Source organism: Streptomyces sp. NPDC085481, assembly GCF_044541845.1.
Lineage (GTDB): Bacteria > Actinomycetota > Actinomycetes > Streptomycetales > Streptomycetaceae > Streptomyces.
Genome location: NZ_JBITTJ010000005.1, coordinates 17,477 through 42,761 on the forward strand (window position 1 = coordinate 17,477; position 25,285 = coordinate 42,761).

The following is a 25,285-nucleotide window of genomic DNA, read 5'->3' on the forward strand; positions in this document are numbered from 1 at the left end:
GGCGGCCTCCTCGTCACATCACTGGCCGACGGTCACTCGGCTCGGTTCCCGGTGGACTGGAAGCCCCGCAGGCGCAGGCTGTTGCCGACCACGAAGACCGAGGAGAAGGCCATCGCGGCGCCGGCGATCATCGGGTTGAGCAGGCCTGCCGCGGCGAGCGGCAGCGCGGCCACGTTGTAGGCGAAGGCCCAGAACAGGTTCGAGCGGATGGTGCCGAGGGTCCTGCGGGACAGCCGGATCGCGTCCACCGCGGCCCGCAGGTCGCCGCGTACGAGGGTCAGGTCGCCGGCCTCGATGGCGGCGTCCGTGCCGGTGCCCATGGCCAGGCCCAGGTCGGCCTGGGCGAGCGCGGCGGCGTCGTTGACGCCGTCGCCGACCATGGCGACCGAACGCCCCTCGGCCTGGAGCCGCTTGACGACGTCGACCTTGTCCTGCGGCATGACCTCGGCGACGACCTCGTCGATGCCGACCTCGGCGGCGACGGCCTCGGCGACCGCCTTGTTGTCGCCGGTGAGCAGGATCGGGGTGAGCCCGAGGCCACGGAGGCCGCGGATGGCCTCGGCGCTGGTCTCCTTGACCGCGTCGGCGACCTCGAGGACCGCGCGGGCCTCGCCGTCCCAGGCGACGGCGATGGCGGTCCTGCCGGCCTTCTCGGCGGTGTCCTTCGCGGTCCTGAGCTCCGCCGGCAGGGCCATCGTCCACTCTTCGAGCAGCTTCTCGCGGCCGACGAGGACGGCGTGACCGTCCACGACGCCCTGGACGCCGAGGCCGGGGATGTTGGCGAAGTCCTCGGGGGCGGGCAGGGTGCCGACGCGGGCGGCGGCGCCGGTGGCGACGGCCTGGGCGATCGGGTGCTCCGAGGAGTGCTCCAGGGCGCCCGCGAGGCGCAGGACGTCCTTCTCGTCGGTGCCCTCGGCGGTGTGCACCTTCAGCAGGGTCATCCGGCCCGTGGTGACGGTGCCGGTCTTGTCCAGGACGATCGTGTCGACCTTGCGGGTGGTCTCCAGGACCTCGGGTCCCTTGATGAGGATGCCGAGCTGGGCGCCGCGGCCGGTGCCGACCATGAGGGCGGTCGGGGTGGCGAGGCCCAGGGCGCAGGGGCAGGCGATGATCAGGACGGCGACGGCCGCGGTGAACGCGGAGGTCAGCCCCTGTCCCGTACCGAGCCAGAAGCCGAGGGTGCCGAGCGAGAGCGCGATGACGATCGGCACGAACACGGCCGAGATCTTGTCGGCGAGGCGCTGGGCGGCGGCCTTGCCGTTCTGGGCGTCCTCGACGAGCCTGGCCATCCGGGCCAGTTGGGTGTCGGCGCCGACGCGGGTGGCCTCGACGACCAGGCGGCCGCCGGCGTTCAGGGTGGCGCCGGTGACGGAGTCGCCCACGCCGACCTCGACGGGCACGGACTCGCCGGTGAGCATCGAGGCGTCGACTGCGGAGGAGCCCTCGACGACGGTGCCGTCGGTGGCGATCTTCTCGCCGGGGCGGACCAGGAAGCGGTCGCCGACCTGGAGTTCGGCGGTCGGCACGGTGACCTCGCGGTCCCCCCGCAGGACGGTGACCTCCTTCGCGCCCAGCTGCATCAGCGCCTTGAGGGCGGCGCCCGCCTTGCGCTTGGAGCGGGCCTCGAAGTAGCGGCCGGCCAGGATGAAGGCGGTGACGCCGGCGGCGGCCTCCAGGTAGATGTTCCCGGCGCCGTCGGTGCGGGCGATGGTGAACTCGAAGGGGTGCGTCATGCCGGGGGTGCCGGCGGTGCCGAAGAACAGCGCCCACAGCGACCACAGGAAGGCGGCGACGGTGCCGACCGAGATCAGCGTGTCCATGGTCGCGGCGCCGTGCCTGGCGTTGGTCCAGGCGGCCCGGTGGAACGGCCAGGCGGCGTACGTGACGACCGGCGCGGCGAGCGTGAGGCTCAGCCACTGCCAGTACTCGATCTGCAGCGCCGGCACCATCGCCATCGCGATGACGGGCACGGCGAGCGCGACGGCGGTGATCAGCCGCTGCTTGAGCGGCCGCAGCTCGGCGTCGGCCTTCTCCTCGTCGGAGGGCCCGTCGGCGCCGGGGGTCTCGCTCTTGGGGGGTGCGGGCTCGGCGGCGGTGTAGCCGGTGGCCTCGACGGTGGCGATGAGGTCGGCGACGTCGGTGTCGGCGCCGAAGGTGACCTTCGCCTTCTCGGTCGCGTAGTTGACGGTGGCCTCGACCCCGTCCATGCGGTTGAGCTTCTTCTCGATCCGGGCCGCGCACGAGGCGCAGGTCATGCCGCCGATGGCGAGCTCGACCTGGGCGGTGCCGGGGGTCGTCGTGGTCATGGTCTGCTCCTCGTGGTCTTTCGGGCGACTCGGGGGCCGGGGCTCGGGCGGAGGCGGGCGAGCCCCGGCGGCCGGTTGGCGCTCGGGGCGCCGGTCAGGCGCGGCCGGTCAGCTCGTAACCCGCGTCGTCGATCGCCGCGGCGATCGCGGCGTCGTCGGGCTCGCCGCCGGTGGTCACGGTCACCAGGCCGCCGGCGACGTCGACGTCGACGGTGATGACGCCGGCGAGTGCGCTGACGGAGTTGGTGACGGACGTCTTGCAGTGGCCGCAGGTCATGCCGGAGACGGCGTAGACGGTGGCGGTGCTGTCGGCGACGGCGGTGGCCGTCGAGACCTCGGCGGTGTTGGTCGAGCAGCTGCCGTCAGGGGTGCAGCAGGAACCCATGTCTTCCTCCATCGATCGGTGTGCGTTGTAGGCATTGGATACCCTCCGGGGGTATCCCTTCGAGTCCATGTATACCCCCCTGCCGTATGTCGCGCAAGCGTGGCCCCCGACTTGACTTGATACCCCCCAGGGGTATGGTGAGGTGCAATGAAGCAGTCGCTCACGGAGCGCCCACGTACGGGAGAGCAGCCATGAACACCGGAGTGAAGATCACTGCCTTTGCCGCCGCGCTCGCCGCGACCTTCGGGACCGCGTACGGAGTCGGCAAGGGCGTCGGGCCGATCGGCGAGCCGGCGAAGGCGGAGCACGCGGGACACGCGGGGCGCGCGGAGGCGACACCGGAGGGGGACCCCGGCGCGGGCCACGCGGGTCACGGCGCGGCGGAGACGGCGAACGCGCCGGCCGCCGGCGGCCTTCAGGTCTCGGAGGGCGGCTACACCCTCGCCCTCGGCACGCCGACCCCCGCCCTCGGCAGGAGCACCCTCACGTTCTCGATCAAGGACGCGGCCGGCAGGAAGGTCACCGCCTTCACCACCGAGCACGGCAAGGAGCTCCACTTCATCGTCGCCTCGCGCGACCTGACCGTCTTCCGCCACCTGCACCCGGTGAAGGCGGCCGACGGCACGTGGACGGTGGCCGCGGACCTGCCGGCGGCCGGCGGCTACAAGGCCTTCGCCGACTTCAAGCCGGCGGTGAAGGGCGCGAAGGGCGTCACTCTCGGTGCCGACCTGTCCGTTCCTGGCGCGTACGCCCCGAAGCCGATGCCGCCGGTGAGCCGGACCGCCGACGCCGACGGCTACCAGGTGCGGCTCGCCGGCACCCTCGACCCGGGCAAGGCGGGCGAGCTGCGGCTCACCGTCACCAAGGCCGGCCGGCCCGTCACGGACCTGGAGCCCTACCTCGGTGCGTACGGGCACCTCGTCGCCCTGCGCGACGGCGACCTCGCCTACCTGCACGTCCACCCGAACGAGGGTGGCCCCGGCCCGGACGTGTCCTTCACGGCGACGGCGCCGAGCCCGGGCACGTACCGCCTCTTCCTCGACTTCCAGCACGAGGGGAAGGTGCGGACGGCGGCGTTCACGGTCCGTACGGGCGGTACCGCGCCGGCCGGTGAGGCGCCGCACGATGCGGGAGCCCACTCCCACGGCTAGTCTGGTCATTGGACTAGACCTGTAGCCGCCGTTCGTGTCATGGAGGAATGGGCTCAATGAGCAACCGTGCAGTGCTGGAGGTGATCGCCCTCGACGAGGAGGACGCGGTCGCTGCCCAGGCCGGTGGGGCGGACCGCCTCGAGCTGGTCACCGACATGGCGGCGGACGGACTCACCCCGTCCACGACCGGCTTCGCGGCGATCCGCGCCGCCGTGGACATCCCGCTGCGCGTGATGCTCAGACTCGCCGACGGCTTCGCGGCGGGCGACATCGACACCCTCGTCGCCAGGACCGCCGAGCTGCGCGAGGCGGGCGCGACCGAATTCGTGCTCGGCTTCCTGACGCCGCACGGCGACCCGGACCTGGTCGCCGTCGAGCGCCTGATCGCCGTACTGGACGGCTGCAGCTGGACCTTCCACCGCGCCATCGACCGCGCCGCCGACCGCGACGCGCTGCGCAAGCAGCTCGCGGACCTGCCGGGCCTCGACACGTACCTGACGGCCGGCGCGGCCACCGGCGTCGACGACGGCCTGGCCACCCTGAAGGCGGAGGCGGCGCGCGCGGGCGAACCGGGCTACGAGCCGCAGATCCTCGTCGGCGGCGGTCTCCGCCTCGACCACCTGCCGGAGCTCCGCGCCGCGGGCCTCACCGCCTTCCACATCGGCGGCGCGGCCCGCCCCGCGGGCTGGACGGCACCGGTGTCGGCGACCGCGGTACGAACGTGGCGCGAGGCGCTGGACGCGTAGCGCGACAGGTCGTGCGCCGGGGCCGAACCCGTCCCCCCGGCGCACGCCGACACGAACCCGCACGGGGCAAGCCCCGCACCCTTCCTGGCCCCTTGGCCCCGGGGCCCCGTGGCCCACTGTTGGCCCCGTGCGCGGTCTTCCCCGGCCGGGCGGGGGCTGAAGGTCAGCGCAGAAAGGTCTTCCGCCATTCCAGCGGTGACATGGTCAGCGCCGCCTCGGCGAGAGCCTGTGCGGAGGCCGTCTTGAGGCTGTTCAAGGAAGTGTCGATCCAGTCCTGGACCAGGGTGTTGCCCTGCGCCCGGTACTCCACGGCCTGCACGAGACACTCCAACTTGTCCGCATCCCTGGCCACGACAGCCTCGGGCGTCTCCTTGGCCTCGTACTCCTCGACCACGCGCTGAACCCCGTCCCTCACCGCCGGGTGCGCGGCAGAGACCTGATCCGCGGTGACCGTCGCGTTGGTAGCGGCGTCGATGTAGCGCCGGCCGATGTGCGGGATGTCCCCGATCCGGGTCTCCTGCGTGTCGTGGAACAGACACATCAAGGCGACCTTGGCGGGATCCACCCCTTCCATCATGGCCAGCACCGCACCGATGACGCCGACGCGGAACGAATGCTCGGCGATCGACTCGGGGTTGTTGTTCCCGGTGAACCACCACCCGGTGCGCTTGGCGTTCTTGAGCACCCCCATCTCGAAGATGAACCCGGCCGTACCCTCGGCGTTCGCCGTCTCGTCTGCCATGCGGTGCCCTCCGGTGTCAGGTGCGATCAAGCAAAACGTAATGCACGGTGCTGAGTTCGCGGCGTGACCTCTCCGAGGTGCCGCCTCCGTCGAGCAGCCGCCCTGCGCGCTCCGCCAGGTCGCGTGCCAGCACATGCGACGCCTGGGGCAGCCAGGGATGCGCGGTCAGCAACGCCCAGAGGGTGTGCACGTACAGGTCGACGAATCCGGGAGCGTGGTGCAGACCGTATGTGAGTCCACGCAGGAGCGTGACCGGATCCCAGGCCGTCAGCTCGCGGTCCCGCATGAACTGGTCGTCGGACTGGGGAAGTCGCACGCCGCCCAGCCAATACGCCCAGTAGTTCAGGTTCGCGGCCTCGGCGGTGTCGTCATCGGCCAGGGACCGCTCGATGAAGTCCAGAAGCGGTTGCGGGTCTCCCAGCCGGGCCAGCGCCGTGGCAGTCGATCGCGCTTCCGCCCAGTGCTCCGACCATCCTCGTCCCGAGAGAACTCCCCGACGGGCATGCAAGGCGTGAGCCGTCCAAGACGCCGCCGCCGGTCCCCGGTCGTACGAGGTGAGGTAGAGGGCTTGGCGATGTAACAGCCTGCCACCCCCTGGTCTCCGGGCGGCTTCCGCCGTCTCTCGCAGATGATCGAAGAACGCGATTCGGTCTGCCGTTCCCAGCAGCGGGGCGGCTACGGCAGGCCTTCGGCTCGGAGCGGGCATACGTTCGCCCACCGCCGGAGGGGCCACTCCGGTCAAGGCCCAGGCCAGCATGTGCGCCGTGTCCCGGGTGTGTACCCATGACGCGAGTGGGTGCAGCCCGATGTCGCCACTGGGCTCCAGCGCGGCACCGATGATCTGGTCGGCGTCCATGGCCGAGTCCAATAACCCCACCACAGCCGGGTCCGCGCCCAGAGCCCCCAGCCGACGCCGCAGGTTCAACAGGGCCCCGGCCTTCATGTTCGCGAGCGGTCTGCGCCCCGACTCCCACCCCTGCATCGTGCCCAGATCCACGCCCAGGGCCTCGGCCATGGACATCTGCGTACGCGGGATGCTCTCCCGCGCCAGACGCAGCACGAAGCCTGCGACCGTCCCAGTGGCCGTACGTCCCCGTGCGGACGGTTTCGCCGCCATGACCAGCTCCCCGAGAGCGTTTCGTCCCCCAACACGTACTGCCAGTCAGTCCTACCGCGTCCGCGCCGACCGTACGTTCAAGACACGAAAACGACCAGCACCCGGGCGGGTCACGGGTGTTGACCACTCCGCCGTATCCCGTCCAGAGAGGAGTACGCCCATGACCACGTCCGATCCGTCCCCAGGCGCGCCGAGCCGTGCCCTTCGTGTCCGGGCGGCCGGCGGCTGGGAGAGGTTCATGCGGCGCGTCGAGGCCGAGGGCGTGAACCCGGTCGGGTCCGACGGCTATGAGCAACACCCTCTGCTCCACACGAAGGTTCGCGACACCGCCAGCAAGGGCGAAGGCGAACTGACCGCCGTGACGCACGAGCTGCACGGCGACGGCCGGGTTGTGCGTATCGCCCACATCCGGTCCGAGAACGGTGTCGAGTGGACGTCATCGGCCGACAACATCCGGCCAGCCGACGCCGACCAGGCGAACCGGACGACGACCGGTTCGGACGGTGGTGGCTCGCAGCCGTCGGCGCCGCAGGACGCGGACGCCCTCGAAGACCACCAGTGGGACTGACATGGCCGACTCGCCGCTCCGAGCCGATCCTGCTCGACGTCGCCACGGGCTCGCAGGCGCGGACCCGGGCGGACGAGAGCGGCGGGTGGGCCGTGACGCAGCGGGGTCCCCTCAAGTGGGACACGGCCCGGCACCCGGCTCAGGTTCCGGGGAGGATACGGCGCGTTTCGTAGGCCCACATCGCGATCTCGACCCGGTTGCGGGCGCCGAGTTTGGCCATCAGGCTGGCCAGATGCGTCTTCACCGTGCTGAGGCTGATGTGCAGTGCATCGGCGATCTCGGTGTTGGTCAGCCCGCGAGCGACGGCGAGGAGCACCTGCTCCTCGCGGGCGGTGACGGGGGAGACCGGCTGGGCCACGGGCCGGCCGGCGGGCAGGTCCGCGAATGCCTGGAGCAGACGGACGGTGACGCTGGGCGCGATGAGCGCCTCACCGTCGGACGCCGACCGTACGGCCTGCGCCAGGAGGTCCGGTCCCGTGTCCTTGAGGAGGAATCCGCGGGCGCCGGCCCGCAGTGAGCCGTAGACGTACTCGTCGAGGTCGAACGTGGTGATGACGACCACGGCCAGCGGGTCGGCGACGCCCGGGCCGGCGACCAGCCGGGTGGCCTCGAGCCCGTCGAGTACGGGCATGCGGATGTCGAACAGGCAGACGTCGGGGCGTAGTTCGCGGGCCAGACGTACCGCTTGCCGCCCGTCGGCGGCCTCGCCGACCACCTCGATGCCGGGCTGGGCGTTCAGCATGATCCGCAACCCGGTGCGGATGATCGTCTGGTCGTCAGCGACGAGGACGCGAATGGACACCGCTCTCGCTCCTCGCTCTCGGCAGTTCGGCTTCGACGTGCCAGCCCCGGTCAGTACCCGGGCCGGCTCGCAGTGTGCCGCCGAGCAGGGTCGCGCGCTCGTGAAGTCCGGTAAGTCCGTATCCGTCGCGACCCCGGCCGGTGCGCCGGCCGTTGTCGCGCACGCTCACCCGTACCGTGAGCCGTTCCGCGGCGACCCGGACGACGAGCTCGGTCGCGTCGACCGCATGGCGCAGCGCGTTGGTCACCGACTCCTGCACGATCCGGTAGACGGCCGCGTCCACGGCCGGGGGCAGCGCGTCCAGTTCGCCGTCGAGCCCCAGGTCGACCCTGAGGCGACCACCCGGGGTGCGCACCAGGCGCTCCAGATCCGCGACTCCGGCAGGGGGCGCCAGCTCGGCGCCGACCCCGCGGTCGCGCAGCGCGGCGACCATGGCGCGCATTTCCTCCAGCGTGCGCGCCCCTTCCTCCTCGACCCCCTCCAGCGCCTCGACGGCGGCGGACGGGTCGGTGCCCGCGAGCACCCGGCCCGCCTGGGCGATGATCACCATGGCCGACACGTGGTGGGCCACCGTGTCGTGCAGTTCCCGGGCGAGCTGCTCGCGCTCGCGGGAGCGCACCTGCTCCAACTGCCGCTCGCGAGCGGTCACCCAGAGGCGCACGGCAGCCCCGACCACGCCGGGCAGCAGCAGGAAGACGAAGCCCACGACCTTTTCGACGACCGGGGTCTCGTCCGTGACGACACACAGCGCGCCGACCGCGATGATCACCGCGCCGCCCAGCACGATCTCGCGTCCCGATCCCCACCGGGGCAGCGCGTACACCAGCACGAGCACGACCGCGCCGGTGTACAGGCCGAGGGGCTCGCGCAGTGCGGCGACGAGCGAGGCCACCGGAAGCAGGATCACCGAGCCGAACGCCAGCGTCACCATCGCCAGCGGGCGGGTCCGGCGCCACAGGGGCAGCAGGCACAGCCATACGGCGAACACCACCGCCACCGGCCGCCACACGACGTTCTCGCGCAGGGTGGCCTCCAGCGCCACACCGGCAAGGCCCGCGGCGAGCAGCGCCCAGTCCCGCCACACCCGGGCGGGCGCGTCGGGCGGCCGGGGTTCGGTCCACAGGGTTCGCAGGTCGTCTCGAAGCACGGTTCTCAGCCTAGGGACCGCGGCGTGCCGCGCATCGGCCGAAAGGACGGGTCGTCACTCCGCCCCGGGGCCGACGGATCCGCGGCCCGCGGGCCGATGCCGCGGAGCGCCGCGGCGACGAGCCTCGGTATCGGCGGCCGTACAAGGACGGCCGACGAGGTGGTTGGAGGACCCGATGCTCTCGAAAGCCCTGTTGCGCCTGGGCGCAAGCGCCGCCCGCCATCCCTGGCGGGTGATCGCGGCATGGCTGATCGCCGCCACGCTCGCCGTCCTCGCCGCCGTCGCCTTCGGCGGGCGTACCGCGGACTCGATGACCGCTCCGGGACTGGACTCCCGACGGGCCGCGGAACTGATCGAGCGGGCAGGTACCGGCGAGGAGGGGATGACCGCCCAAGTGGTCGTCACCCCCCTCGAAGACGGTGCGACGTTCTTCGACCACGGCAGCGCGGGCACCGCTCTCACGCGGCTGCAGACCGAAGTGAAGCGGCTGCCGCACGTGCTCGGCACGAGCGACCCGGCGGGGGCACTCGACACGGGCGGGGACACCGCCGTGCGCGGCGGCCTCGTTTCGGCCGACGGGCGGATCGCGGTCGTCCGGGTGCAGTACCCCGACCAGAGCCGGCTGTCGGCCGAAGACCTCGACGCCCTCGTCGATCTCGGCGACCGGCTGCGCGCCGAGCTGCCCCTGCGTATCGAGATGGGCGGGAACCTCTTCTACGCCTTCTCCGACCCCGACGGCGGCGCGAGCGAGCTGATCGGCCTCCTCGCCGCGGCCGCGATCCTGTTCCTGGCGTTCGGTTCGCTCGTCGCCGCCGCGCTGCCGATCGGCATGGCGGTCTTCGGGCTGACCATCGGAGTCGCCACGATGACGGTACTGGCGGGGGTGACAGAGGTCCCCACCTTCGCACCGGTCCTGGGCAGCATGGTCGGGCTCGGAGTGGGCATCGACTACGCGCTGTTCGTGCTCGCCAGGCACCGGGAGTACCTCGCGCGCGGGCTCGATCCGCAGGCGGCGGCCGGACGAGCGGTGGCAACGGCGGGTCGGCCGGTGGTCTTCGCCGGCGGCACCGTCGTCGTGTCGATCCTCGGCCTGGCGGTCGCGAACGTGCCGTTCATGACGGTGGGCGGGGTTGCCGTCTCGATCGTCGTCCTGACGATGGTGCTCGCGTCGGTGACGCTGCTGCCGGCCTTCCTCGGCGCGGCGGGCCCGCGCCTGGCCCGGGCCGGCCGGATCGGCCGGGCTCTGCAGACCAGGAAGCCGGGCCGACTCGCACGGCGGCGGGACCCGGCGGCAGGCGCCGCCCGCGCCGCCGGGTGGCGTCGCTGGATCGGGCACGTCGGCCGGCACCCGGTGCCCTACGCGGTCGGCGCGGCGGGGCTGCTGCTGACCGCGACGCTGCCCGTGCTCGGCCTGCGCGTCGGCCTGCCCGACGACGGCTCACAGCCGCAGAGCCGTACCGAACGCCGGGCCTACGACCTCGTCGCCGAGGGGTTCGGCCCGGGCACCAACGGTCCCCTCGTCATCGCCGCGGACCCCACCGGTGATCCGGGAGTGCTGGACCGACTCGTCGGGGCGGTCGCGGCGGATCCGGGCATCGCATCCGTCGCGCCGACGCACATCGATCCGGCCACCGGCATCGCGACCCTCGTGGTGTTCCCGACCACCAGCCCTCAGGACAAGGCCACGGCCGACACCATCGCCCGGCTGCGCACCGACGTGCTGCCCACGGCGATCGGGCACGGCCCGGCCAGGGCACACGTCGGCGGCGCCGCCGCGAGCCTGTCCGATGTGGGCCGACGCACCAGCCAACGCCTGCCGGTGTTCGTCGCCGCCGTGCTGGCGATGTCGTTCCTGCTGCTGATGCTGGTCTTCCGCTCGGTACTCGTACCGCTCAAGGCGGTACTGCTGAACCTGCTGAGCATCGGCGCGGCCTACGGCGTCATGGTCGCGGTCTTCCAGTGGGGCTGGGGAGGCGCACTCATCGGGCTGGAAGCGACGGTTCCGATCGTGTCGTTCATCCCGATGTTCCTCTTCGCCATCCTGTTCGGCCTGTCGATGGACTACGAGGTGTTCCTCCTCTCCCGCGTACGCGAGGAGTACCTGCGCACCGGCGACAACGGCACGGCGATCGTGGAGGGCGTCTCGCGCACCGCCCGGATCATCACCTCGGCCGCCCTCATCATGGTGGCGGTCTTCCTGTCCTTCTCCGTCGCCGAGGACCCCTCCACCAAGATGTTCGGGCTCGGCCTGGCCACCGCGATCCTCATCGACGCCACGGTCGTACGCATGGTGCTGGTACCGGCGACCATGACACTCCTCGGCCGGACCAACTGGTGGCTGCCGAAGTGGCTGGACCGGATGCTTCCCCGCGGCCCGGTCGGCACCGACGACACCGACGCGGAATCCACGGGTGAAGCCCCGCGTCCACGGCTGGTTGACCGTTGACTCAACTCCTGCCCGCCCTTGGCGTCCGGCACCTCAGCGCGTCACCTGGGGGCATGTCGAGTCGTGATCACCGGGTGGTCCTCGTGAGGTCCTTGATCCCGGCGGCGGGCTGGTCTGCTTGCCGGGAATCGGATCGCCATCAACGGGGTTGGTGGGGGGACGAGCCGATCATTGGAGGGTCATGCGAGCGATTCAGGTGTACGAAGTGGGCGGTCCCGAGGTGCTGCAGGAGGCCGAGGTGGACCAGCCGCGGCCGGGTCCGGGCGAGGCGGTCGTGGAGGTCGCCGCATCCGGGGTCAACTTCCTCGACGTCTACCACCGCGAAGGCCGGTACAGCCTCCCGCTGCCCTTCACCCCGGGCACCGAGGGCGCCGGCACGGTCGTCGAAGTTGGACCCGGCGTCGCTGACGTCGCGGTCGGGGACCGGGTCGGTTGGGTGGAGATTCCCGGCACGTATGCCGAGCGGGCCGTCGTGGACTCCTCCCGGCTGGTGCCGCTGCCCGACGATATCGACTCCGAGACGGCCGCCGCCGTACTCCTCCAAGGCATGACCGCGCACTATCTCGTCAAGGACGCCTACCCGGTCCAGGGGGGCGACACGGTGCTCGTGCATGCGGCTGCCGGTGGCATGGGGCTGCTTCTGACCCAGCTCATCACCCATCTCGGCGGCAGGGTGATCGGCACGACGTCGACCACGGCGAAGGCCGAGCTGGCGAAGCGTGCCGGGGCCGCTGAGGTGATCCTTTCCTCCGCGGTCGACGATCTCGCAGCCGAGGTGAGGCGGCTCAACGGCGGTCAGGGACTGCCGGTTGTCTTCGACGGCGTCGGCGCGCACACCTTCGACGCGAGCCTCGCCAGCCTGCGAACCCGCGGCCATCTCGTGCTCTTCGGCGCGGCAAGTGGTGCCGTGCCGCCGTTTGATCCGATTCGGCTCGCCCACGGCGGTTCGCTGTCCCTGATCCGGCCCAGCCTCGGGGACTTCATCGCCGATCGGTCCGAACTGCTCCGACGGGCCGCCGACGTGTTCGAGTGGGTGCGCTCCAAGGCGCTTGAGGTCAACGTGACGGGCCGCTACGCACTGTCCGAGGCCGCCCAGGCCCACAGCGATCTGGAGGCTCGGCGTACCACCGGCAAGCTGCTCGTCATACCCGATGCGGCCGCTATGGGACGCCGCGAGGAGACGCAGAGCTGATCGCGGGTGACGAGGTCGGGGAACTTGGAGACCGAGATGTCGAGGGCATGGCCGACCGTCATCGCCGAGATCCCCGACAGCGTCAGGCACTCAGCAGGACAAGATCAAGTTCTGGCGGGTTTCCGGCGTATCCGGGTCACACCCCTTCAAGAGCCCTCAGCCGAGACCTGGCTCACCCGTCCACAACCTCCTGGGACAGAACACCCAGGGCCCGCCCACCCAGCCCCCGCGCCGCAAAGTGCGTGGCGGTGGCTGGGTGGGCAGGGTTAGCCTCCGGCGCATGCAGACCATCGACGCCTCGCTCGTGCGCCGGCTGATCGCCGCACAGTTTCCGCAGTGGGCCGGCCTGCCCGTGCGGCGGGTGGACTCCGCAGGAACCGACAACGAGATGTTCCGGCTCGGGGACCGGCTGGTTGTGCGGATACCGAAGGCGGAGTGGGCGGCGGGGCAGGTCGAGAAGGAGCAGCGGTGGCTGCCGTTCCTCGCGCCGGGGCTGCCGCTCGACGTGCCGGTGCCGGTCGGGAAGGGGGTGCCGGGGGAGGGGTTCGGGCAGGTCTGGTCGGTGTACGCGTGGCTGGACGGGGCGGACGCGTACCGCGCGCCCGTCGCCGATCTCGCGCACGCCGCCGTCGAGTTGGGGCGGTTCGGGGTCGCCCTGCGGGCGCTCGACGCCGACGGTGGGCCCGTCTCCTTCCGGGGTGGGCCGGTCACCGCTTGGGAGGAGGGGGCCATGGTGGGGGCCGCGCGGGACCTCGGGGCGGACGGGGTGCTCGATGCCGATGTCGTCCTGGCGGCCTGGGAGTCGGTGCTGCGGCTGCCGCAGTGGGGCGGTGAGCCCGTCTGGGTTCACGGGGACCTCCTGCCCGGAAACCTGCTCACCCGCGGCGGTCGGCTCAGTGCCGTCATCGACTTCGGCGGTCTCGGCACCGGCGACCCCGCCTGCGACATGATGGCCGCCTGGACCCTGCTCACCCCCGAGACCCGCCCCCTCTTCCGCGAGGCCGCCGAGGTCGACGACGCCACCTGGGCGCGGGGCCGGGGCTGGGCCCTGTGCTGGGGCGTCGTGACGGAGCACTTCTATCGGGGGAAGAACCGGGTCCTGGCCGACGTGGCCCACCGGGCGTGGTCGCAGGCCCTGCCGGAGTACGCGGGGCGGGACTGAACTCTGGCCCCCGGTACCGGGACCTGTCAGGATCCCCGCATGGAGATCCGTCGCGTCACTCAGGCCGAGGCCGTCCACGCCGCCGGTCACCTCTTCGACACCACCCCGGGGCAGCAGGCGACCGAACGGTTTCTGGCAGACGAGTGCCATCACCTTCTGATCGCCTACGTCGACGACGTCCCGGCGGGGATGGTCACGGGTGTCGAGATGACACATCCGGACAAGGGGACCGAGATGTTCCTGTACGAGTTGGGCGTGGACGAGTCGTTCCGCGGGCACGGCGTGGGCCGGGCTCTGGTGTCGGCGCTTGCGGACCTGTCGCGCGAGCGGGGCTGCTACGGCGTGTGGACGATCACGGACGAGGACAACGCGGCGGCACTGGCGACGTACCGCCGCGCCGGCGGCGTCCCGGAAGCGGGCCAGGTGGTGCTCACCTGGACGTTCGACCAGCCGTAGACCGACGCGACGGAGCCGCTGCCCGCAGGGACCGGCGGCGGCCCGACCTCCGGCCGGGCGCGCCCGCCCCGGACGCGCCCCGGTTCACCGGTTCAGTCGCTCAACTGGTCCGGCAGGCCCGCGGTGTGTACCACCGTCAGGCCTGACACCGCACGCGTCAGCGCCACGTACAGCCGGCGCAGGCCCGTGCGCTCGTCCGGTTCGCCGTCCACCACGGCCGCCGGCTCGTCCAGGACCACGTAGTCGTACTCCAGGCCCTTCGCCAGCGAGGCCGGGACCAGGGTCAGGCGGGACTCGGCCGTGGTCTCCTCGCCGGGGGAGAGGTACGCGAGCCCCGCCGCCTCCAGGGCCTCGGCGAGCGGCGCGATGCGGGCGTCGGCGGCGATGAGGCCGATCGAGCCCTCGTGGGTCAGCGACTCCACGCACGCCGCGACCACGTCGGCGTCCAGGTCCCCGGAGGCCCGGATCGTCAGCGAGCCCGGGTTCTCCCGGACCGACGCGACCGGTGTCAGGCCCGGCGACATGTGGGGCAGCAGCCGGGAGGCGTACGCGATGACCTCGCGCGGTACGCGGAAACCGGCCGTCAGCTCCTCCACGTGCGCCGCCGGCTTGCCCAGGTGCGCGAGGGCCTGCGCCCAGCTCTCGGTGGCCCACGGGGTGGTGCCCTGCGCGAGGTCGCCGAGGATCGTGGCCGAGCCGGTGGTGCAGCGGCGGCCGACCGCGCGGTACTGCATGGGGGAGAGGTCCTGCGCCTCGTCCAGGACCACGTGGCCGAGCGAGTGGGTGCGCTCCACCAGGTCCCACGCCTCGTCGATCAGGACCGCGTCCGCCGCCGACCACCTGGCCGACTTCACGCTGCGGGCCGGCTTCGCCCACAGCAGCAGCTTCTGCTCCTCCTCGTCGAGGATCCCGGCCGCGTGCTCGGCCAGGAAGTCGGCGTCGCCCAGCAGGCGCAGCACCAGCTTGGCGGGCTCCACCGCCGGCCAGCACTCCTTCACGACCGCCTTCACCGCCGCGTTGCGGGCGACCGCGTTCTGCACCCGGTCGTCGGGCGCCTCGCCCGCCTGCTCCATCCGCACCAGCACCGCGTGCGCGATGCGCTGCGGCAGGGCCTCGCGGGCCGCCCCGTACCGGATGTCGCGGGCCTGCAACTCCCGGACGATCTCCTCCAGTTCGTGCGCGGGAACCCGCCAGCGCCGCGAGCCGCGCACCACCATCAGCGGCTCCGCCGGCAGCGTCACGTGCGACCACACCGCCCGCCGCAGCACCTCCGCCATCCGGGCGTCGCCCTTGACGACGGCGGTCGCCGCCTCGTCCGCGCCCCGCACCTCGACATGGCCGACCAGGTCGTCGACGGTCGCCTGCTGGACCTCCAGCTCGCCGAGCGCGGGCAGCACCTGCTCGATGTAGTGCAGGAAGGAACGGTTCGGTCCGATGACGAGCGTGCCGGTGCGGGCCAGCCGCTCCCGGTGGGCGTACAGCAGGTACGCGACACGGTGCAGGCCGACGGCCGTCTTTCCGGTGCCGGGCCCGCCCTGCACGCACACCGTGCCGGACAGGTCGGAGCGGACGATCTCGTCCTGCTCGGGCTGGATGGTCGCGACGATGTCCCGCATGGGGCCCACGCGCGGCCGCTCGATCTCCGCCTGGAGCAGCCGGCTGGTCCGCTCCAGCTCCTGCGGGTCGGAGAGGTGCTCGTCCTCGTACGCGGTGAGGTCGCCGCCCGTGTACCCGAAGCGTCGCCGGAGGCCGACGTCCTGCGGGTCCTTCTTCGACGCGCGGTAGAACGGCTGCGAGACCGGCGCACGCCAGTCGATCACCATCGGGTCGCCGTGGGCGTCGTGCACGTGCCGCCGGCCGATGTAGAAGCGCTGGCCCTCCTGCGTGGTGTGCAGGTAGTCGAGCCGGCCGAAGAACAGCGGCGTGCCGGCGAGGTCGGCGAGCGCCTTGATGCGGTCCTCGATCTGCCGGGTGAGGACGATCGAGTTGACCCAGTTGGCGGTGACGTCCTTGATGTCGAGCGACTCCACGTCCTCGCGCATCGCGCGCAGGGCGGCGCGGGAGGACGCGAGATGGGCGCGCTCCCGCGCGAGCGGATCGGTTGCGGACGTTGCGGACACGGTGAAGCCTCCGGGTCGGGTACGCGGACACGTCAAGGTGGCCGCCGGTTTCCGACCGGACGGCGGCGCTCCACGAGCGGGAGGCGGGGAAGCTGGCGAGTGTACAGCGGTCGTCGGCCGGGGGGCGAACGGTTTTCTTCCCCTCCGCCCCGTAGGGGGCGGGGTCCGACTCACGACGGACCCGGGTTCACCCCCCAGACCGATGTGTTCGGAATGTCCGATTCGCATCATGGAGACATGACCGCGACGACCTTCACCCCGGCGACCACCGGCCGCACCCCGGCGGCCAAGGGCCGCACCCCGGCGACCACCGGCCGCACCCCGGCGGCCAAGGGCCGCACCCCGGTGAGCACCACTCTCCCCCGCCCCCTGGCCTCCACCCTGCGCGCGATACGCGCCTTCGGCGCCGCGACCGTCGGTGTCGTCCTGCTCGGCGCGACACCCCCGCCGGAGGCGGGGGTGCGAGGCCGGCCGTCGGTCGTCCGGGATCCAGCCCTCCGGCAGCAGCGAGACCGGTGACGTGGCCCGCTACGGCGCGAGCAGCTCGCTCGCGTCCACGATCCGGTAGGCGTAGCCCTGCTCGGCCAGGAAGCGCTGGCGGTGGGCCGCGAAGTCCTGGTCGATGGTGTCGCGGGCGACGACCGAGTAGAAGTGCGCCTGGTGGCCGTCGGCCTTCGGGCGCAGGACGCGGCCGAGGCGCTGGGCCTCCTCCTGGCGGGAGCCGAAGGTGCCGGACACCTGGATGGCGACCGTCGCCTCGGGCAGGTCGATGGAGAAGTTCGCGACCTTCGACACGACGAGCACGCTGATCTCGCCGTTACGGAACGCGTCGAACAGCTTCTCGCGCTGGGCGTTCGACGTCTCGCCCTTGATCACGGGCGCGTCGAGGTGCTCGCCGAGCTCGTCCAGCTGGTCGATGTACTGCCCGATGACCAGGGTCTGCTGCCCGGCGAACTTCTTCACCAGGGCCTCGGTCACCTTCCGCTTCGTCGCCGTCGTCGCGCAGAAGCGGTACTTCTCCTCCGGCTCGGCCGTCGCGTACGCGAGCCGCTCGGAGTCGGTGAGGTCGACCCGGACCTCGACGCAGTCGGCGGGCGCGATGTAGCCCTGCGCCTCGATCTCCTTCCAGGGCGCGTCGAACCGCTTCGGCCCGATCAGCGAGAAGACGTCCGACTCCCGCCCGTCCTCCCGGACCAGCGTCGCCGTCAGCCCCAGCCGCCGCCGCGCCTGCAGGTCGGCCGTGAACTTGAAGACCGGGGCCGGCAGCAGGTGCACCTCGTCGTAGACGATCAGGCCCCAGTCGCGGGAGTCGAAGAGCTCCAGGTGGGGGTAGATCCCCTTCCGCCGCGTCGTCAGCACCTGGTACGTGGCGATGGTGACCGGCCGGATCTCCTTCCTGGTCCCGCTGTACTCGCCGATCTCGTCCTCGGTCAGCGAGGTCCGCTTGACCAGCTCGTGCTTCCACTGCCGGGCCGAGACGGTGTTGGTCACCAGGATCAGCGTGGTCGCCTTGGCCTTGGCCATCGCGCCCGCCCCGACCAGGGTCTTCCCCGCTCCACAGGGCAGTACGACGACACCAGAGCCGCCGTGCCAGAAGCCCTCGACGGCCTGCTGCTGGTACGGCCGCAGCGCCCAGCCGTCCTCGGCGAGGTCGATCCGGTGGGCCTCGCCGTCCACGTACCCGGCCAGGTCCTCCGCGGGCCAGCCCAGCTTGAGCAGGGTCTGCTTGATCTGCCCCCGCTCGGAGGGGTGCACGGCCACGGTGTCCTGGTCGATCCGGTCGCCGACCAGCGGCTGCACCTTCTTCGACCGGAGGATCTCCTCCAGGACCGGCCGGTCGGTGGTGGTCAGCACCAGCCCGTGCGTGGGGTGCTTGGACAGCGTGAGCCGCCCGTACCGCGCCATGGTCTCGGCGACGTCCACGAGCAGCGCGTGCGGCACCGGGTAGCGGGAGAACTCCACCAGCGCGTCCACGACCTGCTCGGCGTCGTGCCCCGCGGCCCGGGCGTTCCACAGCCCGAGCGGCGTCACCCGGTACGTGTGGATGTGCTCGGGCGCCCGCTCCAGCTCCGCGAACGGCGCGATGGCCCGCCGGCAGGCCTCGGCCTGCTCGTGGTCGACCTCCAGCAGGAGCGTCTTGTCGCTCTGGACGATCAGGCAGGACACACATACCTCCAGGGATAGGATCGCGTTGTGACAGACACCACATCTGCGCCTGCCACGGCAAGGGCCTTGCCCCGTGCCCGTCGCCCGAAGGGCGTCCCGGCCAACGCGTCGGGAATGCGCGCGGCCATCTATGTCCGCCTTTCGCGGGAAACAGAAAACTCTACCTCGCCCGAGCGCCAGCGCGCGGCCTGTGAGGCACTGTGCGCGGCCCGTGGGTGGCAGGTCATGGCCGTGGAAGAGGACATCGACGTCTCGGGTTAGTCGCGGGGTCTGGACCGTCCGGGACTGCAACGTGTCCTGTTCCGCCTCTCCGAGTTCGACGTGATCGTGTTCTTCAAGATCGACCGCTTGGCCCGCTCCACGGTGGACTTCGCGGAGATCATGAAGATCACTCAGGCGGAGAGCGTGGCTCTGGCGTCCGCCAGCGAACCCCTGGACCTCACGTCGTCCATGGGCCGCGCGATGGCGAAGGTGATCGCGGTCTTCGCGGAACTGGAGTCCGACACGATCGGCATGCGCGTCTCCAGCGCCCACGAGCACCTGCGGCGGGAGGGCCGCTATACGGGCGGCAGGGTGCCGTACGGATACCGGGTAGCCCCCAACCCCGACGGTGCGGGGAAGGTCCTGGAGGTCAACCCCGAGGAAGCGAAGACGATCCACGAGATCGTGGAACGGGTCCTCAACAAGGATTCGCTGCTCAAGATCGCAGTGGACCTCACGGAGTCCGACAAACCCTCGCCCGGCCACTCCTCGCGGCATACCACGGGCAAGCGCAGCGACTCCAAGCGCTGGTACCCCTCCACACTGCGGAGCCTTCTGGGGAACCCCCAGTTGCTGGGGCAGGTGATCGAGGACGGCAAGCCGATCCTGATGACGGACGGCCTGCCGCTGGTCAACCGCACGCCGATCCTGGACATGGACACCTGGCAGGCCTTGCAGGACGAGCTGAGCCGGCGAGCCAATCCGGGAGACCGACGCCGCGAAGGAACAGCGCTGCTGCGGGGGATCGTCTACTGCGCGGTGTGCCACAACCGCATGTACACGTACGTCGCCAAGGGCCGCATCCGCTATCGGTGCATCGGCCGGTTGAAGGCCCGGCAGGCAGGCACGGAGCTGACCTGTTACGGCGTGAGCATTGCGGGCGAGGGTATGGAGCAGCACGTCACGGCGCTGTTCCTGGAGAAGTTCGGTGCGCTCCCCGTGGTGCGCATGGTGGAGCACGCGGGCGAGGACTTCCGCCCGCAGATCCGGCAGGCCAGGGAAGCGCTGGAGGACCTTGAGAAGGACCGGTACGACCGTGGGCTGTTCAAGGGCGAGGAGGGCGCCGCGAGGTACGCGGCTCAGTACGCCAAGCTGGAGGAGCGCTTGGCGTCGTTGAACGAGAAGCAGCGCACCGCGAAGCCTGCGGGCGTGGAAGCGGTCCCGACCGGCCGGACTCACGCACAGCTCTGGAAGGACGCGGATACGGCGGGCAAGCGCGATCTGTTGCTGAACGCAGGTGCGTACGTCGAGGTCGGCATGTCCCGCAAGGGCGGCCCCAAGCTCGACACGTCCCGCCTCGCGGTCCACTTCGGCGAGGACGGCGAGATCCGCCGCGCGGACGCTGACGGCAAGGACGTCGAAGTGGTCCTACAGCGTTCTGCGGTTCAGACGCTTGAGCTGTTCTGAGCTCGCCGAGCGATGACGGAATGATGGTTCTCCGAGCCGGACTGGACTCCACGCCCCAACGACGAGCTGATGGCCCTTGCAGAGCGGTTCGCGCCCGACCAGCGCCAACCAGCAGCCACCGTGATCGAACAAGCCGCAGCGGAGCTCCCTGACTTCGACGACATCGTCATGGGTCTCTGTCGCTGAGATGGCAGGTCGAAACGGGGTGGTGACCTGGCCAAGCGTGAGGATTTCTCCTGTTCTGGCGGTTCGTGGCCCTACCCCAAGTACGGGGCGGCGCGGTGCTCCAGGAAGTGCCGGATTCGCAGCCGTTGCGTGTGGTGCATCGGAAGCGAATCGAGTTCTTCTGACGCCACGAAGCGGAGTTCAGTGCTCTCCTCGGAGATGGTCAGCGCACCACCGACGACCCGGGCGGTGAAGCAGACGTTGAACTGTCGGCGTACCTCTCCGTCGCTGTACGCGATGACATGACGGGGGTCGGTGTACGTGCCGACGAGTCCCGTGATCTCGACGTCCAGACCAGTCTCCTCCTTTACCTCTCGCACGGCCGTGCCGGGCAGGGAATCCTCCATGTCCATGGCTCCGCCCGGCAGCGCCCACAAGTCGTTGTCCCGGCGACGCTGGAGAAGTACGCGTCCGTCCCCGTCGGTCACGACGGCGGAGGCTGCCACGACCAGACTGTTCGGCCGGGGGGCGTTCGGATCGTCGTAGTACTCGGTTCGGGCCACGGCGCTCAGCCTTCCACGGAGTGGGCCGTTTCCCACACGGCGTCGAAGCTCCCCGCGTAGGTGTCGAACATGCCCCCGTCGTCGTGGCGTCGCAGGTGCCACACGGGCGCACCGTAGGCGTTGACGCCCCACACGTGTCCGTTGACCAGCATCTGGTCGTCCGCGCGGTACAGGCTGTTGTAGAGGGTCGTTCCGTGGGTGCGCAGCTCGATTCCCGGCACGCCCGCGAGGGGCCGGTAATGCAGGAGGGCGAGACGACAGCGGGATTCGATGCCATGGCCGAACTTCTCTTCCCGTCCGCGCTGCTGGACGTTGGGGTCGTCGGCGTCACCCACCGCGATGCGGATCGCGCAGCCTTCGTCGGCCCGTTCGCGCAGGAGGTCGCTGAGTCGGGGGTACGCCTCGTGAAGGAAGACGGCCGCGTACACCAGCACGTCGATTCGCTGCCGAGCATGGGAGAGGAGGTCCACGAAGACGGACACGGGAAGATCTGCCCGCTGTCCGTACAGGGCGACCAGTTCGGGGCTGACCGCGCGAGCGGCGCGCGCCTGCCGGAGTGCCGGCCACAGGGCATGCACGTCTTCTCCGAGTGCTTCCGCCGCCGCCAGTGCAGTTGTCCGGCGTGGAGTGCGCCCGAGATTGACCCACCGTTCCACGGACTTGGGGTCGACGCCCGTGACCTCGGCGAGGGCCGCGTGTGTCCAGCCGCCTGCCTCCATGACGGCTCGAAGTCGCTCGTTCGGCATGCTTGCGGCCCCCTCGGCTTCCGGACGTTCCCAGGGACGTTCTACAGGCCAGGGGACGTCCCGAAGTGGGAAACGTACGAGGTTCCTCCGTCCTGGTTACCAGCGCGACGATCGCGCCATGAGTGAGCCCACGCGATACAGCACCCCGCCGATCGAGCTGCCGCTGAACCTGGAGCGGGAGCCGGACCCTGCCGACGGGTGCGCGGGCTGCGTCGAGTTGGCTGCCGTGCGGGACCGTGCTCGCGTCGCGGGCGACTGGACGACCGTGACCGACTGCAACGTCTACATGCGGCGCCACCCCGAGGGGCACTGATGGTCACCCGAGCGGACATCGGAAAGCCTGTCAGGGATGACGTCGGCCGAGTCGGCATCCTGCGCGACCTGATCCCCGACTACGAAGACCCCGCCGAGTCGCCCGGAGCGCGCCGCAAGCGCCCCACGGCGTTCTTGCGCCCCGAGGGTGGCGGCCGGGAGTGGCTGGTCCCGCCCAGCGGCGTACAGCGGGTGTAACGCCCCACCGGGCGGCCCCGTCCGGCGACGGTGAGCAAGACAGCGGGTGGGGCTTTCCGCCGTCCGGCCCGGCGTGCTGGGGATGTGCATCCGACCTGATCGCTTGGACGATGAGTGGACCGTTCACGTCTCGTGCTTCCCTTCCACGCGGCCGAACGCGGCCAAACATCCAGTCTGCCTGATGCCGGGCGATCGGGGGCCCTCGCAGGCGGTCGGGAGCCCGGCCGCAGGCGGCGCGCTCGACCTGCTCGCCGCCCTCGCCCGCGACACCCCCACCGGCGTCGGCTCGGCGGAGGCGGCCGGCTGCGCCGTCCCGTCCCTCGCAGCCATCGAACCGGCACCCGGCCGCACCGTCCTGGCCGGCCTGACCGAGGTCACCCCGGACCGGCTGCGGGGCATGACCAGAGCCTGACCGCGCGTCCCGGCGTCCGGCCTGCCCGAGGTCGGCCGATGTCCGGAGCCCGACCCCGGTCGGCTCGTGGACCCGCGCGCCCGGGGAGGTCCTACGCCTCCTCGTCCGCCAGTTCCGCGACCCCGGTGATGCGGTGCAGCGGATACGTACGGACCTCGTCGGCCGTGTGGTCGTAGCCCGTCACGAAGCCGCCCTCGACCCGGACCGGCGCGATGACCCGCTGGCTGGCGGCGCCCTCCGCGTTGACGTAGCCGATCCACACGGCCGTGCCGGTCATGGCGGCGGCCTGGACGGTGGCCAGGGTCTCGGCCGGCGAGGTGCGGGGGAGTTCGCCGGCCGCGAGCGCGGTGGCGGGCTCCTTGCGGACCACCGTCGAGGCCCGGTCGCCCGCCCGGATCGCCCGTACCGCGGCCGCGAGCAGCGTCGCGTCCGGGGCGGGCGGGCCGTCGGGGACAGGGGCCGGGGCGGTACGGGGCGGGGTGCGGTACGCGTCGGCGCGGGTGATCAGGACGTCGCCCTCGGCGGACTCCGCGGCCGGCGCGTACCCCATCGCCCGCAGCCCTTCGAGCAGCGACGCCGGGTCCGCCTGCGCGGCGAGCACGGTCGGCGCGAGCCGCCGCAGCCGCAGGGACGCGGAGCGCCGGTCGGCCAGGATCTCGCCCAGCATGGCGTCGTCGTCGCAGCGCACGTATGCGGAGGCGGCGCCGACCCGCAGGTGGCCGTGCCGGCGCGCCACGTCGTCGATGAGGTACGCGAGCGGCTGCGGCACCGGCGTGCGCGAGTGCGCCGCCAGGAAGTCGTGCAGGTCGGACGCGCTGCGGCCGGCGTCGAGGGCGCGGCGCACGGAGCCGGGCGTGAAGCGGTAGACGGTGGCGCCGCCCTTCGACTCGACGTCGGCCAGTACGGAGAGCAGGTCGGCGAGCGGGCGGCGCAGCGGCCCGGGGGCGACGGCCGTCAGGTCGGCCTGGAGCAGCACGTGGTCGACGGCCTCGGGCAGCAGCGGCGCGAGCAGGGTCGCGGCGCGCGAGGCGGCGACGGACGGCTCGCAGTCGTGCCGGTGCTGCGGCGCCTGTGCCGCGTCGTCGTCGGGGGCCGCCTCGGCGAGCGGCAGGTTGAGCAGCGCGCGGGCGGGCGAGGAGAGGGCGCCGCGCCCGGTGACGCCGAGGAGTTCGGCCTCCTCCAGGGTCCAGGCGGCGATCCGGGACCGGAGGTCTCCAGGACCGCCGTCGCCGCCGGGGGCGGCCGGGCCGCCCGGGCCGCCCGAACCGCCGCCCCGCAGCGGCCGGTCCCATCTCAGCCGGGCGAGCACCGACTCCGGGTCCGCGGCAGCGCCCGGCGGCAGGGTCGCCTGGAGGACGAGGACCCGGTGGCGCACCTCAGGGGCCGGGCCGCGGTCGAGCCCGGGGCCGAGCGCGGCGAGGACGCGGCCCTTGGCGTCCTGGCTGCCGACCACGCCCGCGGTGCGGGTGGCGGTGAGCCAGGGGGCGACGAGCCGGGCCCAGCGTTCGGCGGGCGGCAGGTCGAGCCAGTCGTCGTAGCCGGGCGTCGGCGCGTACCGCTCGTCCGCCTCGCCGTCCGAGGCGAGCAGCCCCGCCCCGAGGCAGAGTTCGAGCCAGAACGCGGCGGTCTGCTCGGGCACGTCGAGGGTCGCCGCGGTGCGCTTGAGGTCGCGTACGGACAGGCCGCCGGCCCGCAGCACCTGCGGCCCGCCCTGGTCCCAGGACTTGAGCAGCTCCTCGACGGTCGCGAGGGCGGTGTACGCCTGGCCGGCCGCCGCGTTGTCCACCACCTGTGGACGGTACTCGCGGGCCGTCACCACCACCGGCGGCACCGGCTCCGGCGACCGGTGCGCCCGCCCGCCCCGCAGGTGCAGCGCCGCCTCGCGCGGCAGCACCACCGTCCGCGTCGACACCGGCAGCAGCAGTCCCCGGTCGCGCAGCCACTGCACGGGCGGCGTCGGATTAGCCGTCACCTCCCCGTACGGCGGGCCCCACACGAGCCGGTCGAGCACGGTGAGCGCCTCGGTGGGCGCCGTGTCGAGCAGCTCCGCCATCCTCGTACGGTCGGTGAACAGCTCCGTCAGCGAGGCGACCGCCGACACCGGGTCGTGCGTCGCGGGCAGCCCGGCCGCCGCGATGATCTCCTGGAGCCTGCCTGGCGACATCCCGGCCGTCGCCTCCGCGACCGTCGGCCCGAGCCCGGTGGGGGACGGGTGCTGCGCCGACGGCGCGAGCAGCTCCCGCGCGGTCCGTACGAGCCGGAGCCGCTCGTCGTCACCCCAGACGAGCGCCTGCTCGCGCAGGACGGCGACGGCGCGGGGGAGGGCGGCTTCGATCGCGGGCGCGTCGGTGTGCCCCGCGCCCGGGGTCTCCCCGCCATCGCCGGTGAGCAGCCGGAGGAGCACGGGATACGGGGCGGGGTCCGGCGCCACCGCCAGCGCCTCGGCCGTCTGGAGCGCGAACCGGTCGAGCCGCTCCAGGGCGCGCACCACCGAACCGCGGGTGCCGGCCCGGGTGGCCAGCTGCGTCAGGTCGTTCGGCACCGGGGAGAGCAGATCCGGCCGGGCCCTGAGCAGCGCGGCGAGGCCCTCGTCGCCACCGGCGCGCAGCGCCTCCGCGAGAGTGCGCGGCGCCGTGCCGACGCCTGTTCCTTCGGGCACGTGCGCCTCCCGGTCGAGCTCACCGATCCCCATCCGGACCACGTTAGCCCCTGCGC

23 protein-coding genes and 1 pseudogene are annotated in these 25,285 nt (G+C 72.1%); 13 read left to right on the top strand and 11 right to left on the bottom strand.

Features of this window, described 5'->3' with window-relative positions; translation table 11 throughout:
- Positions 1 to 32 precede the first annotated feature (32 nt).
- Complete coding sequence (locus tag ACIGEZ_RS12955) at positions 33 to 2,306, bottom strand: heavy metal translocating P-type ATPase (RefSeq protein WP_399829700.1); 2,274 nt, start codon at positions 2,304 to 2,306, stop codon at positions 33 to 35.
- A gap of 94 nt (positions 2,307 to 2,400) precedes the next feature.
- Positions 2,401 to 2,691, bottom strand: coding sequence for a cation transporter (locus ACIGEZ_RS12960; protein ID WP_399829702.1), 291 nt, complete (start codon positions 2,689 to 2,691; stop codon positions 2,401 to 2,403).
- Positions 2,692 to 2,882: 191 nt separating this feature from the next.
- On the opposite strand from ACIGEZ_RS12960, the gene ACIGEZ_RS12965 reads away from it, so the two are divergent.
- Both ACIGEZ_RS12965 and ACIGEZ_RS12970 read left to right on the top strand, forming a co-directional pair.
- Positions 2,883 to 3,842: a hypothetical protein gene (locus ACIGEZ_RS12965; protein ID WP_399829705.1), complete on the top strand. Its 960-nt coding sequence runs from the start codon at positions 2,883 to 2,885 to the stop codon at positions 3,840 to 3,842.
- Positions 3,843 to 3,898: 56 nt separating this feature from the next.
- Complete coding sequence (locus ACIGEZ_RS12970; protein ID WP_399829707.1) at positions 3,899 to 4,588, top strand: copper homeostasis protein CutC; 690 nt, start codon at positions 3,899 to 3,901, stop codon at positions 4,586 to 4,588.
- A gap of 163 nt (positions 4,589 to 4,751) precedes the next feature.
- Here ACIGEZ_RS12970 and ACIGEZ_RS12975 read toward each other — a convergent pair whose 3' ends face one another.
- Together ACIGEZ_RS12975 and ACIGEZ_RS12980 are read right to left on the bottom strand one after the other, a co-directional pair.
- Positions 4,752 to 5,330, bottom strand: a complete 579-nt coding sequence (locus tag ACIGEZ_RS12975) for an HD family hydrolase (RefSeq protein ID WP_399829710.1) — start codon at positions 5,328 to 5,330, stop codon at positions 4,752 to 4,754.
- Positions 5,331 to 5,346: 16 nt separating this feature from the next.
- A complete protein-coding gene (locus ACIGEZ_RS12980) occupies positions 5,347 to 6,345 on the bottom strand; it encodes an XRE family transcriptional regulator (RefSeq protein WP_399829713.1) in 999 nt (332 codons plus the stop codon).
- A gap of 262 nt (positions 6,346 to 6,607) precedes the next feature.
- Between ACIGEZ_RS12980 and ACIGEZ_RS12985 the strand changes: the two genes are divergently transcribed.
- Positions 6,608 to 7,015: a hypothetical protein gene (locus ACIGEZ_RS12985; RefSeq protein ID WP_399829716.1), complete on the top strand. Its 408-nt coding sequence runs from the start codon at positions 6,608 to 6,610 to the stop codon at positions 7,013 to 7,015.
- 139 nt (positions 7,016 to 7,154) lie between these two features.
- On the opposite strand, the gene ACIGEZ_RS12990 is transcribed toward ACIGEZ_RS12985, so the two are convergent.
- Both ACIGEZ_RS12990 and ACIGEZ_RS12995 read right to left on the bottom strand, forming a co-directional pair.
- Complete coding sequence (locus ACIGEZ_RS12990) at positions 7,155 to 7,817, bottom strand: response regulator (RefSeq protein WP_399829719.1); 663 nt, start codon at positions 7,815 to 7,817, stop codon at positions 7,155 to 7,157.
- Positions 7,792 to 8,964 (bottom strand): sensor histidine kinase, encoded by a 1,173-nt coding sequence (locus ACIGEZ_RS12995; protein WP_399829722.1) that lies wholly within the window; start codon positions 8,962 to 8,964, stop codon positions 7,792 to 7,794. The genes ACIGEZ_RS12990 and ACIGEZ_RS12995 overlap by 26 nt, the downstream gene beginning before the upstream one ends.
- A 175-nt stretch (positions 8,965 to 9,139) precedes the next feature.
- Here ACIGEZ_RS12995 and ACIGEZ_RS13000 point away from each other — a divergent pair, with 175 nt between their 5' ends.
- The 4 genes from ACIGEZ_RS13000 (at position 9,140) to ACIGEZ_RS13015 (ending at position 14,220) form a co-directional block, all read left to right on the top strand.
- On the top strand, positions 9,140 to 11,410 hold the full coding sequence (locus tag ACIGEZ_RS13000) for an MMPL family transporter (RefSeq protein ID WP_399829724.1): 2,271 nt from the start codon (positions 9,140 to 9,142) through the stop codon (positions 11,408 to 11,410).
- A 181-nt stretch (positions 11,411 to 11,591) separates the two neighbouring features.
- A complete protein-coding gene (locus ACIGEZ_RS13005; protein WP_399829727.1) occupies positions 11,592 to 12,602 on the top strand; it encodes a quinone oxidoreductase family protein in 1,011 nt (336 codons plus the stop codon).
- Between the two features lie 280 nt (positions 12,603 to 12,882).
- A complete protein-coding gene (locus ACIGEZ_RS13010; protein WP_399829730.1) occupies positions 12,883 to 13,764 on the top strand; it encodes an aminoglycoside phosphotransferase family protein in 882 nt (293 codons plus the stop codon).
- A gap of 39 nt (positions 13,765 to 13,803) precedes the next feature.
- A complete protein-coding gene (locus ACIGEZ_RS13015) occupies positions 13,804 to 14,220 on the top strand; it encodes a GNAT family N-acetyltransferase (protein ID WP_399829733.1) in 417 nt (138 codons plus the stop codon).
- A gap of 92 nt (positions 14,221 to 14,312) precedes the next feature.
- On the opposite strand, the gene ACIGEZ_RS13020 is transcribed toward ACIGEZ_RS13015, so the two are convergent.
- Complete coding sequence (locus ACIGEZ_RS13020; protein ID WP_399829736.1) at positions 14,313 to 16,340, bottom strand: HelD family protein; 2,028 nt, start codon at positions 16,338 to 16,340, stop codon at positions 14,313 to 14,315.
- Positions 16,341 to 16,577: 237 nt separating this feature from the next.
- Between ACIGEZ_RS13020 and ACIGEZ_RS13025 the strand changes: the two genes are divergently transcribed.
- Complete coding sequence (locus ACIGEZ_RS13025) at positions 16,578 to 16,859, top strand: hypothetical protein (protein ID WP_399829739.1); 282 nt, start codon at positions 16,578 to 16,580, stop codon at positions 16,857 to 16,859.
- 9 nt (positions 16,860 to 16,868) lie between these two features.
- Here ACIGEZ_RS13025 and ACIGEZ_RS13030 read toward each other — a convergent pair whose 3' ends face one another.
- Positions 16,869 to 18,506, bottom strand: coding sequence for a DNA repair helicase XPB (locus ACIGEZ_RS13030; protein WP_399829741.1), 1,638 nt, complete (start codon positions 18,504 to 18,506; stop codon positions 16,869 to 16,871).
- 114 nt (positions 18,507 to 18,620) lie between these two features.
- Between ACIGEZ_RS13030 and ACIGEZ_RS13035 the strand changes: the two are divergent.
- Both ACIGEZ_RS13035 and ACIGEZ_RS13040 read left to right on the top strand, forming a co-directional pair.
- Positions 18,621 to 19,055: pseudogene (locus tag ACIGEZ_RS13035) on the top strand (recombinase family protein); the annotation flags it as partial.
- A 24-nt stretch (positions 19,056 to 19,079) separates the two neighbouring features.
- On the top strand, positions 19,080 to 20,174 hold the full coding sequence (locus tag ACIGEZ_RS13040) for a recombinase family protein (protein ID WP_399830577.1): 1,095 nt from the start codon (positions 19,080 to 19,082) through the stop codon (positions 20,172 to 20,174).
- 257 nt (positions 20,175 to 20,431) lie between these two features.
- Here the strand turns inward: ACIGEZ_RS13040 and ACIGEZ_RS13045 are convergent, their stop codons facing one another.
- Positions 20,432 to 20,902: an NUDIX domain-containing protein gene (locus tag ACIGEZ_RS13045; RefSeq protein WP_399829744.1), complete on the bottom strand. Its 471-nt coding sequence runs from the start codon at positions 20,900 to 20,902 to the stop codon at positions 20,432 to 20,434.
- Positions 20,903 to 20,907: 5 nt separating this feature from the next.
- The gene (locus ACIGEZ_RS13050) at positions 20,908 to 21,648 is read right to left on the bottom strand and encodes a helix-turn-helix domain-containing protein (RefSeq protein WP_399829747.1); all 741 of its coding nucleotides are present in this window, start codon (positions 21,646 to 21,648) and stop codon (positions 20,908 to 20,910) included.
- A gap of 118 nt (positions 21,649 to 21,766) precedes the next feature.
- On the opposite strand from ACIGEZ_RS13050, the gene ACIGEZ_RS13055 reads away from it, so the two are divergent.
- The 3 genes from ACIGEZ_RS13055 (at position 21,767) to ACIGEZ_RS13065 (ending at position 22,570) form a co-directional block, all read left to right on the top strand.
- Positions 21,767 to 21,961 carry a hypothetical protein gene (locus tag ACIGEZ_RS13055; protein ID WP_399829750.1) on the top strand — a complete coding sequence of 65 codons (195 nt, stop codon included), beginning with the start codon at positions 21,767 to 21,769 and terminating at the stop codon, positions 21,959 to 21,961.
- Complete coding sequence (locus ACIGEZ_RS13060; RefSeq protein WP_399829752.1) at positions 21,961 to 22,158, top strand: hypothetical protein; 198 nt, start codon at positions 21,961 to 21,963, stop codon at positions 22,156 to 22,158. The genes ACIGEZ_RS13055 and ACIGEZ_RS13060 overlap by 1 nt, the downstream gene beginning before the upstream one ends.
- 181 nt (positions 22,159 to 22,339) lie before the next feature.
- On the top strand, positions 22,340 to 22,570 hold the full coding sequence (locus tag ACIGEZ_RS13065; protein ID WP_399829755.1) for a hypothetical protein: 231 nt from the start codon (positions 22,340 to 22,342) through the stop codon (positions 22,568 to 22,570).
- 91 nt (positions 22,571 to 22,661) lie between these two features.
- Here ACIGEZ_RS13065 and ACIGEZ_RS13070 read toward each other — a convergent pair whose 3' ends face one another.
- Complete coding sequence (locus tag ACIGEZ_RS13070; protein ID WP_399829758.1) at positions 22,662 to 25,262, bottom strand: helicase-associated domain-containing protein; 2,601 nt, start codon at positions 25,260 to 25,262, stop codon at positions 22,662 to 22,664.
- Positions 25,263 to 25,285: the final 23 nt, after the last annotated feature.

Excerpts from the sequence above, each read along its gene's own strand:
- ACIGEZ_RS12955 (WP_399829700.1), bottom strand. The coding sequence starts at position 2,306 with ATGACCACGACGACCCCCGGCACCGCCCAGGTCGAGCTCGCCATCGGC.
- ACIGEZ_RS12960 (WP_399829702.1), bottom strand. The coding sequence starts at position 2,691 with ATGGGTTCCTGCTGCACCCCTGACGGCAGCTGCTCGACCAACACCGCC.
- ACIGEZ_RS12965 (WP_399829705.1), top strand. The coding sequence starts at position 2,883 with ATGAACACCGGAGTGAAGATCACTGCCTTTGCCGCCGCGCTCGCCGCG.
- ACIGEZ_RS12970 (WP_399829707.1), top strand. The coding sequence starts at position 3,899 with ATGAGCAACCGTGCAGTGCTGGAGGTGATCGCCCTCGACGAGGAGGAC.
- ACIGEZ_RS12975 (WP_399829710.1), bottom strand. The coding sequence starts at position 5,330 with ATGGCAGACGAGACGGCGAACGCCGAGGGTACGGCCGGGTTCATCTTC.
- ACIGEZ_RS12980 (WP_399829713.1), bottom strand. The coding sequence starts at position 6,345 with ATGGCCGAGGCCCTGGGCGTGGATCTGGGCACGATGCAGGGGTGGGAG.
- ACIGEZ_RS12985 (WP_399829716.1), top strand. The coding sequence starts at position 6,608 with ATGACCACGTCCGATCCGTCCCCAGGCGCGCCGAGCCGTGCCCTTCGT.
- ACIGEZ_RS13000 (WP_399829724.1), top strand. The coding sequence starts at position 9,140 with ATGCTCTCGAAAGCCCTGTTGCGCCTGGGCGCAAGCGCCGCCCGCCAT.
- ACIGEZ_RS13005 (WP_399829727.1), top strand. The coding sequence starts at position 11,592 with ATGCGAGCGATTCAGGTGTACGAAGTGGGCGGTCCCGAGGTGCTGCAG.
- ACIGEZ_RS13010 (WP_399829730.1), top strand. The coding sequence starts at position 12,883 with ATGCAGACCATCGACGCCTCGCTCGTGCGCCGGCTGATCGCCGCACAG.
- ACIGEZ_RS13015 (WP_399829733.1), top strand. The coding sequence starts at position 13,804 with ATGGAGATCCGTCGCGTCACTCAGGCCGAGGCCGTCCACGCCGCCGGT.
- ACIGEZ_RS13025 (WP_399829739.1), top strand. The coding sequence starts at position 16,578 with ATGACCGCGACGACCTTCACCCCGGCGACCACCGGCCGCACCCCGGCG.
- ACIGEZ_RS13050 (WP_399829747.1), bottom strand. The coding sequence starts at position 21,648 with ATGCCGAACGAGCGACTTCGAGCCGTCATGGAGGCAGGCGGCTGGACA.
- ACIGEZ_RS13055 (WP_399829750.1), top strand. The coding sequence starts at position 21,767 with ATGAGTGAGCCCACGCGATACAGCACCCCGCCGATCGAGCTGCCGCTG.
- ACIGEZ_RS13060 (WP_399829752.1), top strand. The coding sequence starts at position 21,961 with ATGGTCACCCGAGCGGACATCGGAAAGCCTGTCAGGGATGACGTCGGC.
- ACIGEZ_RS13065 (WP_399829755.1), top strand. The coding sequence starts at position 22,340 with ATGCCGGGCGATCGGGGGCCCTCGCAGGCGGTCGGGAGCCCGGCCGCA.
- ACIGEZ_RS13070 (WP_399829758.1), bottom strand. The coding sequence starts at position 25,262 with ATGGGGATCGGTGAGCTCGACCGGGAGGCGCACGTGCCCGAAGGAACA.